This is a genomic window from Yersinia hibernica, assembly GCF_004124235.1.
Classification (GTDB): Bacteria; Pseudomonadota; Gammaproteobacteria; order Enterobacterales; family Enterobacteriaceae; genus Yersinia; species Yersinia hibernica.
On record NZ_CP032487.1, the window covers coordinates 2,001,239 to 2,018,926 of the forward strand.

A 17,688-nucleotide genomic window follows, 5' to 3' on the forward strand; every position below is an offset into this window, starting at 1 on the left:
CATGTGAATGAACGCAGCACTGCTCTTAATTGATTTACAAAATGATTTCTGCCCCGGGGGGGCGCTGGCGGTGACCGAAGGTGACGCGGTGATTGCCATTGCTAATCAGGCCATTGAAGCCTGTGTGACTCACAAAATACCGGTCATCGCCAGCCAAGATTGGCATCCTGCTGAACATCGCAGTTTTGCCATAAACTCACAGGCTGAACCGTGGACTGTCGGCGAATTAGAGGGGTTAACCCAGGTGTGGTGGCCGGTGCACTGTGTGCAAGATAAAACCGGTGCCCAATTTCATCCCGAGTTAACACAGGCGGCAATAAGCCAAATTTTCCGCAAAGGCCAAGACCCGGATATCGATAGCTATAGCGCCTTTTTCGACAATGGCCGACGGGCAAAAACTTCACTGGATGGTTGGTTACGCCAGCAGGGAATCGAGCATTTGTTCATTATGGGGTTGGCAACGGATTACTGTGTGAAATACACCGTATTGGATGCATTAGCTCTAGATTATAAAACATCCGTCATCAGTGATGGCTGCCGGGGAGTTAACCTACAGCCGCAAGATAGCCAGCAGGCCCTTAAAGTCATGAGTCAGTCCGGGGCAAGCATACAGTCACTGGCGCAATTTATAGCCGAAATACAGCAACTTAGCGCCCGCTAACTCAGCAAAAATAAATATCAGCGGAGCCTCACTGGCTCCGTTTTTTGTGCCGTCGGTGTGACTGGCATTTGCACTTACTCAGGCTTTAACTTGACCAAAGTCGGCTGACTGAATTGCTGCTTCAACTCTTGCTTAGTTTTCATGACTATCTGACCATCGCTACCAATGCTCATATGCTGAGCATCCTCATTATGTCGCGCCTGCCACAACATCACCATTTGCAAGCTATTGTCTTTCTGTTCCGCTGTCAGAGCCACACCATCTGGCCATTTACCGAGTTCCACCGCTTGCATCAAACGCTGGTAAATTTCGGGCGTCATCACTGAAATCAGGTCTTCAAGCTCCATCAGAGCATCCTCAGTAAACGAATAATAAGCTGAATCGATTTTTCATCAGTAAAATGGCGGTGATAAACAGCGGTTAGCCCGCAGTTTGTTCGCCATTCTGGTCATCAACAAAATTGAGTGATGCCGAGTTCACGCAATAGCGCTCGCCGGTGGGCTGCGGGCCATCCGGGAACACATGCCCTAGATGCGCATCACAGTTGCCGCAGCGAATTTCAATGCGGTGCATATTGTGAGAATAATCATCAATATAGCGGATAGACTCGGCATCAAGCGGCTGGTAGAAACTCGGCCAACCACAACCGGAATCAAACTTTGATTCGGAGATAAATAGCGGCTGGTGGCAGCACAAGCATTGATAAACACCCTCGCGTTTATTATGCAGTAATTTGCCACTAAAAGGGGCTTCTGTCCCCCGCTGTTGGGTGACATGCCGCTGAATATCGGACAGTTTCTCAATATTTTCTGTAGGGTTTGGTTCTTTAGCCATTTGTGCGGTTCTCTGGCAGGGAATAAAGTCAACGAAAACAACGTCTAATAATAACAAAAAATTAACAACAAAGCAGTTAAAATTGTCCTAAACTGTATGCCATCAAAGCGGCAACAGTATAAATGTGATAAAAATCGCAAATCTTACTGATTCTCACTTTAAACTGAATAATTCGCCCCAATATAAAAATGAGGCTAATCGTATCTGGAAACGCGTGATTAATGTTCGATCTACCGGCCTTGGTTTGATTTGTAGCAATAATTGACACGATTCCGCTTGACGCTCGGTAAGGTTTTTGTAATTTTACAACCAACCTTTTATTCACTAACAAATAGCTGGTGGAATATATGACTATCAAAGTAGGTATCAACGGTTTTGGCCGTATCGGTCGCATTGTTTTCCGTGCTGCTCAGGAACGTTCTGACATCGAGATCGTTGCAATCAACGACCTGTTGGACGCTGACTACATGGCGTACATGCTGAAATACGACTCTACCCACGGTCGTTTCGACGGTACTGTAGAAGTAAAAGACGGCCACCTGGTTGTTAACGGTAAAACCATCCGTGTTACCGCAGAGAGAGATCCGGCTAACCTGAAGTGGAATGAAGTTAACGTCGATGTTGTTGCTGAAGCAACTGGCCTGTTCCTGACTGACGAAACTGCACGTAAGCACATCGCTGCAGGTGCTAAGAAAGTGGTTCTGACTGGTCCTTCTAAAGATGATACCCCAATGTTCGTTATGGGCGTTAACCACAAGGCTTACGCTGGCCAAGAAATCGTTTCTAACGCTTCTTGCACCACTAACTGCTTGGCTCCACTGGCTAAAGTTATCAACGACAAGTTCGGTATCGTTGAAGCGCTGATGACCACTGTGCATGCAACCACCGCAACTCAGAAAACTGTTGATGGCCCGTCTCACAAAGACTGGCGCGGCGGCCGCGGCGCATCCCAGAACATCATCCCTTCTTCTACCGGTGCGGCTAAAGCCGTGGGTAAAGTTATCCCAGAACTGAACGGCAAACTGACCGGTATGGCGTTCCGCGTTCCTACCCCTAACGTTTCTGTTGTTGACCTGACTGCACGTCTGGAAAAACCAGCTTCTTATAAAGAAATCTGTGCCGCTATCAAAGCTGCTTCAGAAGGCGAGCTGAAAGGCGTTCTGGGTTACACCGAAGACGACGTTGTTTCTACCGATTTCAACGGCGAAAAACTGACTTCAGTATTCGATGCTAAAGCAGGTATCGCGCTGAATGACAACTTTGTAAAACTGGTTTCTTGGTACGATAACGAAACTGGCTACTCAAACAAAGTTCTGGATCTGATCTCTCACATCTCCAAATAATGGATTGATGTCGATGTCTGCCAAAGGCCACCCTCGGGTGGCTTTTTTATTATCTGTTACGGATAAACTCCCCCGCCCGCCTATCTCATCACGATAAAAAAATTGCGCAATATCAATGATTCACTACTACTTTATCGCCGACTTGCTGCAAGATATCAAGCCTGTGATATTATCGAAAGACTGAAGTTCAATGGATCTCTAGCCCCTTTCCCATAAGGCCAAACGAATGAACGAGAAAGTATTCACCCTACCTGTTGTTGAACAAATTTCGCCTTACATCAGCCAGCGCCAGTTAGATGAACTGCCGATTGTGGTCGTTTCCCACCCGAAAGTTCGTGCCGCGGTCAGCTTGCAAGGTGCTCATTTACTGGCATTCCAGCCGAGTGGTGAGCAACCTATCATCTGGTTGAGTAATAACACGCCATTTAAAGACGGCGTCGCTATTCGTGGCGGTGTGCCTATCTGCTGGCCGTGGTTTGGCCCCTCAGCACAACCCTCCCATGGGTTTGCTCGTTTGCTGCCATGGACTCTCAGCGCCCATGATGAAAATGAGCATGGGGTTATCCTCACTTTCACATTGGAAGACAGCGATGCATCACGTAAATTCTGGCCGCATCCATTCACGTTGATTGCCCGCTTCAAGTTAGGCGATGAATGTGAAATGGAATTAGAATCACATGGTGATTACGAAGCCGTGGCAGCTTTACATACCTACTTCCAGATTGGCGATATAAACCAAATTAGAATCAGCGGCTTGGGCGGGAAATACTTAGATAAAGTGCTGAAAGTTGCGGATGCCACCCAACAAGGCGACTTGGTCTTTAATGGCCAGACTGACCGAATCTACACACAGCCAGAAGCTTATAGCCTGATAAAAGATGCCGCACTGAAGCGCACCATTGAAGTACATCATCATCATCAAAGTGATGTGGTGGCTTGGAATCCAGGTGCTGAGCTGTCCAGCAGCATGGTGGATATGCCAAATGATGGCTATAAGACGATGGTTTGCGTAGAAACTGCGCGGGTAAATAAACCGTTGGTGGCGACTCCCGATGCCCCTGCACGCCTCGCCATGACCATTCGTAGCCGTAAAAATTCCCAATAGCAGCGGGCATTGCAATAAAAAATGGGGCTTTAAGCCCCATTTTTAGTGTTCAGGTACGGCGCTCGATGAATTAACGGAAAGTGTAAGTGACCCCAGTCCACAATACTCCCGTCCAGGATGCATCGACCATCGGGCTATTCTTCACTTCATTTGCTAGGTGAATATAGCGGCCAGTAAAGAAAGCATTCCAGTTTGGATTGATATTGTAGTTAGCGGTCAACTCCAGATACGGTGACCAGCTATCATTCGGGCTATACTGCGACAGACCACTACGTGCTGACTCACCGCTGCTCACCCCGTAGTAATAGCTGTTTTGATCACCACTGTTCCAGCTAACACCTGCCCCCGGTGTTAACGTCCAACTATCAACATTAAAGCGGTAAAGATAGGCCAGATCACCGATAAAACCGCCACTGTTATCCAGAATGTCACCGGAGAACATGGCACGGATAGTCCCCCAATCCTCAATATGAGAATAAGACATCCCGGCCATCATGGTACTGCGGCGTTTATCCAACTGCTTCATCTGCTGGTCATCACTGTCACCCGGTGTAAAGTGCAGTGGCAAATAATAGGCATCAATCGATAAGCGGTTGCTATCATCTTTCCACAGATAATAACCTGCGGCCAAGGTGCGGAAATAGAAGTTATCGCTCTCATAAGAAACAATAGGCACCGGGTAAACACGGTCATTCTTGCCACGATATGGGTCAGGACTCACTAATGCTGATGCCCCGATAGACCATGTTCCAGCCATCGCCGTCGGCATACAAACTGCACTCGCTATCGCCAATACCGCCAGTGTTTTGCCTTGCTTTGTTTTTATGTCATGTTTTTTCACGGATAAATCCCTTTGGTAACAAAATCATTAGTTAACTTAGTGTAAATCAATTGCTTGTCCGTGGCGAAATCTTTACACATCCCGGCCCAATATGACTGTGCTCCGTACAATTTATCTCCGATAAACCATAAATTAACAACCTAAAAATTTACGTAGATTTGATTACAATAAAATAACAAGATATTCAAATAGATAATCATCATTAATTCTATATAAAACACTATAAATGAAATAAAAAATAGATTTAATTGCCAAATAATGGTTGGTTATTGTACTGAGGGTGGCAAATCTGTGGTTAATGTCAACTTGACCTTTATGAGAGACGCGACCATAACAATAAGGTAGTAGTTTCAAAATTTTAACCCAATAAAGCGCTACTATTATTTTATGTTCCCAACCATTCAAACAGGACGGGCATCGCTATGAACATATTTGATCACTATCGCCAGCGCTATGAGGCTGCCAAGGACGAAGAGTTCACACTGCAGGAGTTCCTCACTATCTGTCAGCAAGATCGCAGCGCGTATGCTAATGCGGCTGAACGTTTGCTGATGGCTATTGGTGAACCTGTCATGGTCGATACCGCGCTCGAGTCCCGCATGTCTCGGTTGTTCTCCAACCGAGTTATCGCCCGCTACCCTGCTTTTGAAGAATTCTATGGTATGGAGGAAGCCATAGAACAGATTGTTTCTTACCTCAAACATGCCGCGCAAGGGCTAGAAGAGAAGAAACAGATCCTGTATTTACTCGGCCCGGTCGGCGGCGGTAAATCATCACTGGCCGAACGTCTAAAAGCCCTGATGCAACGGGTGCCTATCTATATTTTAAGTGCCAATGGTGAACGCAGCCCGGTCAATGACCACCCATTGTGCTTATTTAACCCGCAGGAAGATGCGGCGATTTTAGCCAAAGAATATAGCATCCCGAGCCGCTATCTCGGCACAATCATGTCGCCATGGGCGGCCAAACGTCTGCATGAATTTGGCGGCGATATCACCAAATTTAAAGTCATCAAAGTCTGGCCCTCTATTCTTGAGCAGATAGCGATTGCGAAAACCGAGCCCGGTGATGAAAACAATCAGGATATCTCCGCACTGGTCGGTAAAGTTGATATCCGTAAACTGGAAAACCACGCCCAGAATGACCCCGATGCTTATGGCTATTCAGGGGCATTATGCCGTGCAAACCAAGGGATTATGGAGTTCGTAGAGATGTTCAAAGCGCCTATTAAGGTGCTGCATCCACTGCTGACCGCCACCCAGGAAGGAAACTACAACGGCACCGAGGGGATATCTGCCCTGCCGTTCAGCGGCATCATTCTCGCCCACTCTAATGAATCAGAATGGGTCACTTTCCGTAATAACAAGAACAATGAAGCATTTCTTGACCGGGTGTACATTGTCAAAGTGCCTTATTGCTTACGGGTCTCAGAAGAGATCAAAATTTACGACAAGCTATTGAATCACAGTGAATTAACTCATGCGCCATGCGCCCCTGGCACCTTGGAAACACTGGCGCGGTTCTCTATTCTTTCCAGAATGAAAGAGCCGGAAAACTCCAGCATTTACTCCAAAATGCGGGTGTATGACGGTGAAAGTCTGAAAGACACTGACCCGAAAGCCAAGTCTTATCAAGAGTATCGCGACTATGCCGGGGTTGACGAGGGTATGAACGGCCTTTCTACCCGTTTTGCCTTTAAAATCCTGTCACGGGTGTTTAACTTTGACCATGCAGAAGTGGCTGCCAACCCTGTGCACCTCTTCTACGTGCTGGAACAGCAGATAGAACGTGAGCAATTTCAACAAGATGTGGCGGAGAAATACCTCGAACACCTGAAAGGCTATCTGATCCCGAAATATGCCGAATTTATCGGCAAAGAAATTCAGACTGCCTATCTGGAATCCTACTCTGAGTACGGCCAGAATATTTTCGACCGCTATGTTATTTATGCCGATTTCTGGATTCAAGACCAAGAGTATCGTGACCCAGATACCGGGCAATTGTTTGACCGTGAATCATTGAATGCTGAACTGGAGAAAATTGAAAAACCCGCGGGTATCAGCAACCCGAAAGACTTCCGTAATGAAATCGTCAATTTTGTGTTGCGCGCCAGAGCCAATAACAATGGCCGCAATCCAAACTGGACCAGTTATGAGAAGCTGCGCACGGTTATTGAGAAAAAAATGTTTTCCAACACTGAAGAGTTATTGCCCGTTATCTCCTTTAACGCCAAGACCTCAACGGATGAGCAGAAGAAACATGATGATTTTGTCGATCGGATGATGGAGAAAGGCTATACCCGTAAACAGGTTCGTTTGTTATGTGAATGGTATTTGCGGGTAAGAAAATCATCATAACCTGATCCCCCGGGAACTTAATCCGCTAAGTTCTCGGGGAGTTAAGGCGGCCAACACAGCAACGACGTGAAAGATGCAGGGGCTGGGGGAGCTATGGGCTACTTTATTGACCGACGACTCAACGGCAAGAATAAAAGCATGGTCAATCGCCAGCGCTTTTTACGCCGCTATAAGTCGCAAATTAAGCAATCAATTTCCGATGCTATCAATAAAAGGTCGGTAACTGATATTGAGAGTGGTGAATCAGTCTCGATACCAATTGATGACATCAATGAGCCGATGTTCCATCAGGGCCGGGGGGGCTTGCGCCATCGGGTGCACCCCGGTAATGACCATTTTGTCACCAATGACCGAGTAGAGCGCCCTCAAGGTGGTGGCGGTGGCGGTGGGAGCGGCCAAGGAAATGCTGGCCAAGATGGTGAAGGCGAGGATGAATTTGTCTTTCAGATCTCCAAAGATGAATACCTTGATTTGCTATTTGAAGATCTGGCGCTGCCGAATCTGAAGAAAAATCAATATAAACAACTGACTGAGTTTAAAACCCATCGTGCGGGTTATACCTCAAATGGTGTGCCAGCCAATATCAGTGTTGTTCGGTCACTGCAAAACTCACTGGCTCGCCGTACTGCCATGACCGCCAGTAAACGCCGTGAACTACGTGAGCTGGAAGAAACACTCAAAATACTGGAAAACTCAGAACCGGCGCAATTGCTGGAAGAAGAGCGCGTCCGTAAAGCTATTGCCGAGTTAAAGCAAAAAATTGCTCGGGTACCTTTTATCGATACCTTCGATTTACGTTATAAAAATTATGAACGCCGTCCAGAACCTTCAAGTCAGGCGGTGATGTTCTGCCTGATGGACGTCTCTGGCTCCATGGACCAAGCCACTAAGGATATGGCAAAACGATTTTATATTTTGCTGTACCTGTTCCTGAGCCGTACTTATAAAAATGTTGATGTGGTGTATATCCGCCACCACACGCAAGCCAAAGAAGTGGATGAACAGGAGTTTTTCTATTCGCAAGAAACCGGCGGGACGATTGTGTCCAGTGCGCTGAAACTCATGGATGAAGTGGTGCAAGAGCGCTATGACCCGGCACAATGGAATATCTATGCGGCGCAAGCCTCGGATGGTGATAACTGGGCTGATGACTCGCCGCTCTGCCATGAATTACTGGCGAAAAAAATCCTGCCAGTCGTGCGCTACTACAGCTACATTGAAATAACCCGCCGAGCCCATCAGACACTGTGGCGGGAATATGAAGATTTACAAGCTAAGTACGAAAATTTTGCCATGCAACATATTCGGGAGCCAGAAGATATCTATCCTGTGTTTCGTGAATTGTTCCATCGACAGACCGTGGATAATTAACCCTCTCAATCAGCCGGGAGTCTTTTCTATAACAGAAATGGCTTTCCGGCTGTTTAATCAGCTAAAATCACCACTCACTCTCTCATTTTCCGAGTTTTCCCCATGAAATGGCATGATGGACTGCGACAACCGGGTGTCTTGGCGGCATTAACCGCGGCAGTATTGTTTGGTGCCGGAACGCCCTTGGCAAAACAATTACTGAATACGGTAAGCCCGTGGTTACTGGCCGGTTTGCTGTATTTAGGTTCGGGGGCAGGTTTAGCACTCTATCGGCTGATAACGCGCGCAGCGCCAGTCAAGCTGCCGCGTCATGAGCTATGGTGGTTTATCGGGGCGATGACCGCCGGCGGGATGATTGCGCCAGTGTTATTGATGATTGGCCTGACCGGTATGCCAGCCTCCGGGGCCTCACTGTTACTCAATGCTGAGGGGGTATTTACTGCCCTGCTCGCCTGGTTTGCTTTCAAAGAAAACTTTGACCGCCGCATCGCCTTGGGCATGATAGTTATTGTGGCCGGCGCGGCTATTTTAAGCTGGCCGGGAGAGGCTCGCTTCGCCGGATTATGGCCGACACTGGCGATTCTTGGTGCCTGTTTCGCCTGGGGGATTGATAACAATCTGACCCGCAAAGTCTCACTGACAGACGCCACTTGGATAGCTTCGGTCAAAGGATTGGTTGCGGGCTTGGTGAATCTTGGGCTGGCGTTCACCCTCGGGGCCACCTGGCCACCGCTGGCTAATTTAGCCGGCGCGTTGCTGGTGGGTTTTTTTGCCTATGGTGTCAGCCTGGCGCTGTTTGTTATTGGTTTACGCCATCTGGGTACCGCGCGCACCGGGGCTTATTTCTCGATTGCGCCATTCTTAGGTGCTGCGCTGGCCGTGGCTATGGGGGATGCCGTCACCTTGCCGTTAGTCATTGCCGGCCTGTTGATGGCTATTGGGATTTGGTTGCATCTGACTGAACAGCATGACCATCAACACCAGCATGATGACTTAGTACATGAGCACGAACATCTGCATGACGAACATCATCAGCATTCACATGAATTCCCGATCAATGCCAATGTGCCACATAAACACCCACATCAGCATCAGCCCATGGAGCACTCGCATCCGCACTTTCCTGACTCGCACCATCGCCACAAGCATTAGCCGCATATAAATCACCAAATCGGCCGATATTTCATTTAAAAAATGCCAGTTTACGATGCGCAAACAGGACAATTAGCCAATTAAAATCATTGGCTTGTGCTGCCGACAAAATCACTTAATATAAGATAATTCCCATTTTGGCGGTGTTGCAGAAATGACTGTGCGCTCCTTACTTGTACTGACGTTATCGTTATCCTTTACCCCCCTTTGCCATGCGGTGTATGACCCTAAAGAATATAATATTTGGCACATTCAGGCCGGCGTTTTATATGGCGCGACTCAAACCGAGGATGAAGAACCCGTATTGATAAGCATTGCTGGCCCCACAACCCCCTGGGCCAATATGGTGATTTCACTGGTGAGCAGTGAACCTTGCTCGATTAATAAAACCACCACTGAGTTCGCTTTCAATAATGAAATGTTCGCAGTCGAGTACAGTTGCCTGACATCGGCAAGTCGTACGGTCATAAGCTATACCCTGCATGATGCCAACAAAGTGAATAAACTCTACCATCAACTCAAATCAGGTTTTACTGTCACTCTGGATAAGCGAATTAAAGTTTGGGCGGCCAATATTGGCTCCCCCATCAGCAGTGACTAACGAAAGCTCGCGCTATCGGTCATCAAGTTGGCTAAAACGCAGCTCCAGATAGTCAAGCACACTGCGCACCGAGGGCAATAAACCGCGCCGTGAGGGGAAAACCGCATGGATAATCTCATGGCGCAGCGACCATTGCGGCAATAGGCGAATTAACGCGCCCGCGGCTAAAAGCTCAGTCACCATCATGACCGGAAGTTGCACCGCGCCGACGCCGCGTAATGCCGCATTGCATAATGTGGTCATATCTGCGGTCACCAGCCGTGGCTGATGGTAAATTGCGGCCTGTGCTCCCTCTGGCCCGGCTAAATTCCAGATAAATTCCTGCTGCGGCTGCCCTAACCCCAGGCTGGGCCAGCCGGTCAAATCAGCCGGGACTGTCACCGCCCCTTGGCGCGCGACCAATTCAGGGCTGGCAACTAAGCACTGACAACGATTCCCCAACACTTTCAGCACCAAATCACTGTCTTGCAAAGGCGGGGGCCGAACTCGAATAGCAATATCAATCGCTTCAGCGACCGGGTCAACCTGCCGATTGGTTGATTCAAGGTGGAGGGTGACCTGCGGGCAAATGGCCAGGAAATCCGCCAACATAGTGCTGACCGTGGCCTGCAATAAGGCCACTGGGCAGGTAATACGCACCACACCGCGCGGCTCAGCACGGGTTAAATCAATCGACTCCTGCGCCGCTTTAGCCTCTTCCAGCATAGCTTTGCAGTGCTCATAATAAGTGCGCCCGACCTCTGTTACCGCAAAGCGCCGGGTTGAGCGCTGCAGCAATCGTACCCCCAGCCGCTCTTCCAGTGAGGCCAGCCGACGACTCAGTTTTGACTTTGGCACTCCCAGCACTCTGGACGCGGCACTAAAGCCGCCATGCTCGACCACCTCGGCATAATAATAGAGGTCATTGAGATCCTGCATACACTGCCTCCTGAGATTTATCCCCACCATTGTTCCAATAATGGAACAGTGATAGCTAATTTTGCTATCTACCGCTTAGATTATCCCGAATATATACTTTACCCAACTTGTAGCCAAGCGAATTAAAGCGCCAGGCTGCGCTACCTTATTGATGATGTTGTCTGGAGATGATGATGAAAAAAGTTCAAGGCATTTATCGCGCGCCGCGCCAACATTGGGTCGGTGATGGTTTCCCAGTGCGTTCACTGTTTTCGTACCAGAGCCATGGTAAACAGCTCAGCCCCTTCCTGCTGTTGGACTATGCCGGGCCGACTGATTTTACCCCGACCACCCAGCGGCGCGGTGTCGGGCAGCATCCACATCGTGGGTTTGAAACCGTCACCATTGTGTATCACGGCGAGGTCGAACATCGTGACTCTACCGGTAAAGGTGGAGTTATTGGCCCGGGTGATGTGCAGTGGATGACGGCCGGTGGCGGCATTTTGCATGAAGAGTTTCATTCAGAGCATTTCGCACAACATGGCGGGGCTTTTGAAATGGTGCAATTGTGGGTCAATTTACCCGCCAAAGACAAGATGACAGCGCCCGGTTATCAGGCGATTCGCCGGGAAACTATTCCTCACATCGCCTTGGCGGAAGATGCGGGTAGCCTGCGCATTATTGCGGGTGAATATGGCGGGGAACATGGCCCTGCCAAGACTTTTTCACCACTGAATGTGTGGGATATCCGGCTAAATCAGGGTAAAAGTACACAATTTTCACTGCCTGATGGCTGGAATACCGCCTTGATTGTGTTACGCGGTACCGTGCAGGTGAATGGTGAGGCCGTGGCCCGTGATGCAGAAATGGTGCTGCTGGACTCGGCTGGCAGCCATGTGACTGTCGAAGCCAATAATGATGTAGTGCTATTGTTACTCAGTGGTGAGCCTATCAATGAGCCCATTATGGGTTATGGGCCATTTGTCATGAACAGCCAAGAGCAAATAGCCGAAGCTATTGCTGACTTCAACAGCGGCCGCTTTGGTGCAATGGACAATTCGATGGGCAATTCGATGGATAATCACGGGTGATCATGGCGCTCCCCCATTGCCTGGCGGCGATATCGTCAGGCAATGGTTTTTCATTGTTCAGCAAAAAACCGTGATTAAAAAAGCCCCATTGCCCTCTTGCCGACGTTACCACACATCCTTCATTTCCCCTCGTCAGATATCGACTAAACTTATTGTTAAATACAGTGAATGAAAATAACACTGTCATAAATAAGACTGGCGTATTCTTTTATACTCTCGCCGTTAATTCGCATGTGAATATTTGTCATTAATCTTATTTAATTTATTAGTGAATAGTGCTATCCCAATAGCCTCAGTGAGCATTTCATTAAACAGCAGAACTGCCAAGCGACTCTTTTTAATAGGAATTAATTATGACAGCAAAAAAAACCGTAGAATGGCAGAACACTCAGCAAGCTGATTACAACAAAGATAATGCATTATTAAGTGCGTTAGACCGCTCATTGGCTATTATTGAGTTTGATCTTTATAGCCGTATTATTGAGGTGAACCAAAACTATCTCGATTATTTTGGTTATCAACGTGAGGAGGTTATTGGTCAACATCATTTAATGTTTTGCCGTCCTGATTATGCCAACAGCGAAGAATATCAAAAAATCAAACAATGCTTACTGGCCGGGCAATCGCTGGAAGGGCACTTTGAGCGATTACATAAAGATGGTTCAACAGTCTGGCTCGCCGCCATCTATCAGCCGGTTCCCGGCCCTGACGGCACAGTGACTCGCATGGTAAAAATTGCCAAAGATATTACCGCCTTGATTGAGCAACAAAAAGCGACCCAAGAGTGGGTGCAACTTTTAACGCAATTAACCGACCGCAGCGACAGTGCGATGTTTATTGCTGCGAATAGCGCGCAAGGGCAGCAGGCCGTTTATATTAATCAGGGTTTCACCAAGTTGTTTGGTTATACCCCAGCACAGGCTCTGGGGCAAAATATGGTTGATCTGCTGCAAAGTGAGCATCCTGAACAACTCGCCTTAATCGCGGAAAATTCACCCGAAGCACGTCAGCGGCTGTTACCCAAAGAACTTTTTTACAGCAAAGACCGACAACCTCATTGGTGCTCAGCCGTCATTAATTCGTTGAGTAATGCGCCCGGCGAGCAAAGTTATAGCATTGGGGTATTAACTGATATCACCATGACCAAAATGTACGAGGTGCTGCAATACAAAGTGTTGGAGGCCCTGATTTTGGAACGCCCACTCGGCGAAGTGATGTCGCTGCTCTGCCACGAAGTTGAGCGCATCGCCCCTGAAGTCACTGCCAGTATTTTACAGGTCACTGAAAACCATGACCTCAGCCACCTCGCCGGCCCCAGCCTGCCACCGGACTATACTGCGGCAATATCCAACATCGCCAGCGGCCCCTTCGCCAGTGCCTTTGACGGCGCGGCATTTCGCCAGCAATCTGTCGCAGTCCAAAATATTGCCACCGACCCATTATGGCAAGATTACCGCCATTTGCTTGTGCCTCATGGTCTACTGGCCTGTTGGTCACCGCCTATCCTCTCCAGCCAAGGGGCCGTCATTGGCATATTAGCCTTTTATTACAAACAGATACGAGGCCCGAGTAAATTTCATCGCCAGTTGGTCAAGTTAATTGCCAATCTGTGTTCCCTAGCCATGGAGCGGGAACTATCACGCAAACAAATTCAACATCTTGCTTTTTATGATTCACTGACCGGGTTACCAAACCGCAGCCAGTTTCTGGTTTATGCCAAACAAGCCATCGCCCAGGCCGCAGAAATGCATCACTCACTGGCGGTATTGGTGATTAATCTTGACCGTTTTAAACAGGTTAATGACTCGCTCGGCCATGCAGCTGGCGATGAACTGCTCGCTGCCATTGCCCTGCGATTGCGCGACAGTCTGCCCAAAAATGACATTATTGGCCGCCTGTCGGGTGATGAGTTTATTATCATTCTCTCGGCATGCAGCATGCAACGAACCACGGTGAGAGTGGAAAGGATGCTCAGCCTGTTGTCCCAACCATGTCAAATAGCCAACATGAATATCATTCCCTCAGCCAGTGTGGGCATCAGCTTGTATCCCGAAAATGGCATGGAGATGGATACATTGATAAATCATGCTGATATCGCCATGCATAAAGCGAAAGATAAAGGACGCGGCCATTTCAGTTTCTTTAGTGTGGAAATGAATATCCTCAATCAACAGCATCAAGATATGGAAGATGCCCTGCGCCATGCATTCCATATTGGCTCCCTTGAGTTATTTTATCAGCCGCAAGTGATGCTAAAGGATGGCCATCTGTATGGTGTCGAGGCCCTGAGCCGTTGGAATCACCCCATTCTGGGCAGTATCCCGCCGCAGCGTTTTATTCCTATTGCCGAAGAGAGTGGCCTTATCAATGAACTGGCGCTCTGGGCAATTGAGACCGCCTGTCGCCAGTTAGCGGACTGGCGTTTACGCGGTATTGATGTCCCGTCAGTATCCGTCAATTTATCCCCCACCAATTTCCATAACCCGGGCTTAGCTGACATGATTTTGCATATTTTGCGGCAATATCATTTACCGCCGCAGGATCTGACATTGGAAATTACTGAAGATATTTTGATTGAAAACAACCCCACAATTTTCACCACCATCGAAAAAGTTCATCGCCTCGGCGTTCGGCTCTCAATGGATGATTTTGGCACCGGTTATTCCAGTCTTAGCTATCTGCGCCGCCTGGATCTGGATGAAATCAAACTGGATAAAAGTTTTGTCCATGACCTTGAATATGATGAAACCAGCCGCGCTCTGAGTGAAGCGGTGATTCGCATTGGCGAAAGCTTGCAACTGTCAGTGATTGTCGAAGGGGTGGAAAATGAAGCTCAGCGCACATTATTAAGCCGGCAAGGCTATCTGGTGGGCCAGGGATTCCTGTTTTCTGCACCATTATCCGCGGCCAAACTGGAGGAATGGTTAGAAAATCACATGACAAGTATCTGATGAATAAAAAGAGATAAACCATGAATTGTAGTAATCTATCGCCAGACTTAAACACTAATAAGTGACGTTGTCACTATCGTTAGGTTGGCGGCAGTCAACCTTTTCATCTGTCAGCAAATTCTTTATCCTTGCTGCCTTTGTCATCTGGATGTTGTTTTGTTGTTATGCAAAAATTTCTTTTCCTGCTGTTAATCCTGATTTTACTTGGCCCTCTGGGCATCGACCTGTACCTACCGGCGATCCCCGCCATCGCCAAGGGCCTCAATAGTAGCGAATCATTGATTCAATCCACTATCGCCCTGTTTATTCTGGTACTCGGTATTGGTCAACTTATTGCGGGGCCGTTGGTTGATAAATATGGCCGTAAACCCATTGCTATCCTCGGCCTCATCCTTTACATGCTGGGTGCGGCCATGGCTGCATTAGCGCTTAGCCCGGCCATGTTTGTCAGCTCCCGGTTATTACAAGGTGTGGCGGTCTGCTGCACGGCGGTGGTGGCATTCAGTGGCGTACGTGACCGCCTTAATGGCAATGAAGCGGCTCGCGCCTTTGGTTTTCTCAATGGCACATTGAACATCGTACCGGCGTTGGCTCCCTTATTGGGCGGTTTACTGGCCGAAGCTTTCGGTTGGCGCGCCCCATTCTGGTTCCTGGCACTGTATGGGCTGATAGTGCTTATTCTGATCATTGTTTTCCTACCGGAAACGCGCCCGGCAGATACACAACCGGTGAAGAGTTTGCCCATAAAAAACTATCTGCGAATTTTGCGTGATGACCGCTTTTTGATTTTCTCCCTGGTCAATGCCGGGGCCATGGGTATGGCTCTGACTTATGTCTCGCTGGCACCTAATGTCCTGATGGTCGGCGCGGGGCTGAGCCCGCTACAATTCTCATTGGTGTTTGGCGCGAATGGCTTTTGGATTATGGCCGTGAGCTTCTTCGCCAATAGAATTATCCAAAAAGTGGGCCGCCCAGCCTGCCTGATGACCGGCAGTGTATTGATGGCCATTGGCTGTTTCGCGCTATTATATGGCCTGCAATTAGCGCCCGCTGTGCAGCAACACTGGCTGGTTTACATGTTGCCAGTCGCCAGTGCTTGTGCCGGTTTAGCCTTTATGATGGGGCCGGCGACCAGCTACGCGCTGGAGCCTTATGCCAATGAAGCCGGTGTGGCCTCGGCCTTGGTAGGATTTGTGCAAATGGCAGGCGGTGCCGGGTTGGGTCTGTTGGCGATGGCTTTGCCGATTGCCCCTAAATTGTCACTGGCCATCGTGATGCTGGCCGGTTGTTTACTGGCCTGGCAGGCGCGTCGTGCCAGCAAACATGTACGCGGTAAGCTACAGAAAATAAACTAAAATCTCACTCTGTGCGCTTGGTCACGACACTGACTCTGGCGGCCAGCGCACACATCAATTCATACCCAACAGTGCCGGCGGCTTGCGCCACATTATCGATAGGCACATTTTCGCCCCATATCTCGACTTTACTGCCAATCTGCGCCGGTGGGCAGGGGGTTAAATCGACCGTCAGCATGTCCATTGAAATGGACCCTACGGTGTGGGTCAAAACGCCGTCTACCATTATCGGGGTTCCACTGGGCGCCAGACGGGGGTAGCCATCGGCATAACCGCAAGCCACCACACCAATGCGCTGCGAACTATTAGCACGATAGCGGCTACCATAGCCCACACCTTGCCCTGCAGATAAGGATTGCACCGCAATAATTTCACTGTGCAACCGCATCACTGGCCGTAAGCCCAGCCCGGCAATATCAGCCGTATCGCCACTGGGCGACGCGCCATAGAGAATAATCCCCGGGCGCACCCAGTCGTGATGGCTTTGCGGATAACGCAAGAGTGCCGCCGAGTTGGCAAAGCAACGAGCCGCTGGAATATGGCCACTGGCCTGTTGAATCTGAGCATATTGTTCATCGGCACCAATAACATTATCCGCATTAGCAAAGTGGCTCATTAAGGTCACTTCGGCCACATTGCTCAAACTTTTTGCCCATTGCCACACGGCCTGCGCCTGACCAATAGGAAAACCTAAACGATTCATACCGCTATTGAGTTTCAAGTAAATATTCAGCGGAGCCGTCAGGCGAGCGGTTTTAATCGCCTCCAGTTGCCAATCGCTGTGGACAGCAGTGGTCAGGCGGTAGTGATCCAACAGCACTAAATCTTGTGGCTGAAAAAATCCCTCAAGCAATAAAATAGGCCCTTTCCAGCCCTGTTCTCGCAGCAGGATGGCTTCGTGTAAATCCAATAAGGCGAATCCATCGGTTGCCGCCAACCCCGGCCAAACCCGCGCTAATCCATGACCATAGGCATTAGCTTTAACGACCGACCAGATTTTAGCGGTGCCGGCACGTTGACGAACAAGACTCAAATTATGGTGTAGCGCAGATAAATCTAACGTGGCAGATATTGGGCGAGGCATGCTTATTCCTTCCAAAGCCGTAGTCAGTCAGGCACAACCGATTGC

At 48.8% G+C, this 17,688-nt stretch carries 15 protein-coding genes; 10 read left to right on the plus strand and 5 right to left on the minus strand.

Going from position 1 to position 17,688, the window contains the following annotated elements:
- Nucleotides 1–7: 7 nt before the first annotated feature.
- Entirely contained in the window at nucleotides 8–661 is a 654-nt protein-coding gene (pncA, locus tag D5F51_RS09390; RefSeq protein WP_129196337.1) for a bifunctional nicotinamidase/pyrazinamidase, read from the plus strand.
- Nucleotides 662–735: 74 nt separating this feature from the next.
- Here the strand turns inward: pncA and D5F51_RS09395 are convergent, their stop codons facing one another.
- Together D5F51_RS09395 and msrB are read right to left on the minus strand one after the other, a co-directional pair.
- Nucleotides 736–1,008, minus strand: a complete 273-nt coding sequence (locus D5F51_RS09395; protein WP_129196339.1) for a YeaC family protein — start codon at nucleotides 1,006–1,008, stop codon at nucleotides 736–738.
- 73 nt (nucleotides 1,009–1,081) lie between these two features.
- Nucleotides 1,082–1,495 carry a peptide-methionine (R)-S-oxide reductase MsrB gene (gene msrB, locus D5F51_RS09400; RefSeq protein ID WP_129196341.1) on the minus strand — a complete coding sequence of 138 codons (414 nt, stop codon included), beginning with the start codon at nucleotides 1,493–1,495 and terminating at the stop codon, nucleotides 1,082–1,084.
- A gap of 347 nt (nucleotides 1,496–1,842) precedes the next feature.
- On the opposite strand from msrB, the gene gapA reads away from it, so the two are divergent.
- Entirely contained in the window at nucleotides 1,843–2,838 is a 996-nt protein-coding gene (gene gapA / locus D5F51_RS09405) for a glyceraldehyde-3-phosphate dehydrogenase (protein WP_002224141.1), read from the plus strand.
- 226 nt (nucleotides 2,839–3,064) lie between these two features.
- Nucleotides 3,065–3,943 (plus strand): D-hexose-6-phosphate mutarotase, encoded by an 879-nt coding sequence (locus D5F51_RS09410; protein WP_129196343.1) that lies wholly within the window; start codon nucleotides 3,065–3,067, stop codon nucleotides 3,941–3,943.
- A gap of 70 nt (nucleotides 3,944–4,013) precedes the next feature.
- Here the strand turns inward: D5F51_RS09410 and D5F51_RS09415 are convergent, their stop codons facing one another.
- A complete protein-coding gene (locus D5F51_RS09415) occupies nucleotides 4,014–4,784 on the minus strand; it encodes a MipA/OmpV family protein (protein WP_129196345.1) in 771 nt (256 codons plus the stop codon).
- A 422-nt stretch (nucleotides 4,785–5,206) separates the two neighbouring features.
- Between D5F51_RS09415 and yeaG the strand changes: the two genes are divergently transcribed.
- From yeaG to D5F51_RS09440, 4 genes are all read left to right on the plus strand, one after another.
- Nucleotides 5,207–7,141, plus strand: coding sequence for a protein kinase YeaG (gene yeaG, locus D5F51_RS09425; RefSeq protein WP_025378125.1), 1,935 nt, complete (start codon nucleotides 5,207–5,209; stop codon nucleotides 7,139–7,141).
- Nucleotides 7,142–7,234: 93 nt separating this feature from the next.
- Entirely contained in the window at nucleotides 7,235–8,512 is a 1,278-nt protein-coding gene (locus D5F51_RS09430) for a YeaH/YhbH family protein (protein ID WP_129196347.1), read from the plus strand.
- 102 nt (nucleotides 8,513–8,614) lie between these two features.
- Nucleotides 8,615–9,664, plus strand: a complete 1,050-nt coding sequence (locus tag D5F51_RS09435; protein WP_129196349.1) for a DMT family transporter — start codon at nucleotides 8,615–8,617, stop codon at nucleotides 9,662–9,664.
- A gap of 154 nt (nucleotides 9,665–9,818) precedes the next feature.
- The gene (locus tag D5F51_RS09440; protein WP_129196351.1) at nucleotides 9,819–10,265 is read left to right on the plus strand and encodes a hypothetical protein; all 447 of its coding nucleotides are present in this window, start codon (nucleotides 9,819–9,821) and stop codon (nucleotides 10,263–10,265) included.
- Between the two features lie 12 nt (nucleotides 10,266–10,277).
- On the opposite strand, the gene D5F51_RS09445 is transcribed toward D5F51_RS09440, so the two are convergent.
- Nucleotides 10,278–11,183, minus strand: coding sequence for a LysR family transcriptional regulator (locus D5F51_RS09445; RefSeq protein ID WP_129196353.1), 906 nt, complete (start codon nucleotides 11,181–11,183; stop codon nucleotides 10,278–10,280).
- 173 nt (nucleotides 11,184–11,356) lie between these two features.
- Between D5F51_RS09445 and D5F51_RS09450 the strand changes: the two genes are divergently transcribed.
- The 3 genes from D5F51_RS09450 to D5F51_RS09460 all read left to right on the plus strand — a co-directional run bounded on the left by D5F51_RS09450 (nucleotide 11,357) and on the right by D5F51_RS09460 (nucleotide 16,559).
- Nucleotides 11,357–12,253, plus strand: coding sequence for a pirin family protein (locus tag D5F51_RS09450; RefSeq protein WP_129196355.1), 897 nt, complete (start codon nucleotides 11,357–11,359; stop codon nucleotides 12,251–12,253).
- Between the two features lie 353 nt (nucleotides 12,254–12,606).
- Nucleotides 12,607–15,204 (plus strand): sensor domain-containing protein, encoded by a 2,598-nt coding sequence (locus D5F51_RS09455; protein ID WP_129196357.1) that lies wholly within the window; start codon nucleotides 12,607–12,609, stop codon nucleotides 15,202–15,204.
- Nucleotides 15,205–15,368: 164 nt separating this feature from the next.
- Complete coding sequence (locus tag D5F51_RS09460; protein WP_129196359.1) at nucleotides 15,369–16,559, plus strand: multidrug effflux MFS transporter; 1,191 nt, start codon at nucleotides 15,369–15,371, stop codon at nucleotides 16,557–16,559.
- A gap of 4 nt (nucleotides 16,560–16,563) precedes the next feature.
- On the opposite strand, the gene dadX is transcribed toward D5F51_RS09460, so the two are convergent.
- Nucleotides 16,564–17,643 carry a catabolic alanine racemase DadX gene (gene dadX / locus D5F51_RS09465; RefSeq protein WP_129196361.1) on the minus strand — a complete coding sequence of 360 codons (1,080 nt, stop codon included), beginning with the start codon at nucleotides 17,641–17,643 and terminating at the stop codon, nucleotides 16,564–16,566.
- Nucleotides 17,644–17,688: the final 45 nt, after the last annotated feature.

Coding starts and splice junctions, on each gene's coding strand:
- D5F51_RS09450 (WP_129196355.1), top strand. CDS start 11,357: ATGAAAAAAGTTCAAGGCATTTATCGCGCGCCGCGCCAACATTGGGTC.
- D5F51_RS09460 (WP_129196359.1), top strand. CDS start 15,369: ATGCAAAAATTTCTTTTCCTGCTGTTAATCCTGATTTTACTTGGCCCT.
- D5F51_RS09455 (WP_129196357.1), top strand. CDS start 12,607: ATGACAGCAAAAAAAACCGTAGAATGGCAGAACACTCAGCAAGCTGAT.
- D5F51_RS09445 (WP_129196353.1), bottom strand. CDS start 11,183: ATGCAGGATCTCAATGACCTCTATTATTATGCCGAGGTGGTCGAGCAT.
- gapA (WP_002224141.1), top strand. CDS start 1,843: ATGACTATCAAAGTAGGTATCAACGGTTTTGGCCGTATCGGTCGCATT.
- msrB (WP_129196341.1), bottom strand. CDS start 1,495: ATGGCTAAAGAACCAAACCCTACAGAAAATATTGAGAAACTGTCCGAT.
- yeaG (WP_025378125.1), top strand. CDS start 5,207: ATGAACATATTTGATCACTATCGCCAGCGCTATGAGGCTGCCAAGGAC.
- D5F51_RS09410 (WP_129196343.1), top strand. CDS start 3,065: ATGAACGAGAAAGTATTCACCCTACCTGTTGTTGAACAAATTTCGCCT.
- D5F51_RS09440 (WP_129196351.1), top strand. CDS start 9,819: ATGACTGTGCGCTCCTTACTTGTACTGACGTTATCGTTATCCTTTACC.
- D5F51_RS09435 (WP_129196349.1), top strand. CDS start 8,615: ATGAAATGGCATGATGGACTGCGACAACCGGGTGTCTTGGCGGCATTA.
- pncA (WP_129196337.1), top strand. CDS start 8: ATGAACGCAGCACTGCTCTTAATTGATTTACAAAATGATTTCTGCCCC.
- D5F51_RS09430 (WP_129196347.1), top strand. CDS start 7,235: ATGGGCTACTTTATTGACCGACGACTCAACGGCAAGAATAAAAGCATG.
- dadX (WP_129196361.1), bottom strand. CDS start 17,643: ATGCCTCGCCCAATATCTGCCACGTTAGATTTATCTGCGCTACACCAT.
- D5F51_RS09395 (WP_129196339.1), bottom strand. CDS start 1,008: ATGGAGCTTGAAGACCTGATTTCAGTGATGACGCCCGAAATTTACCAG.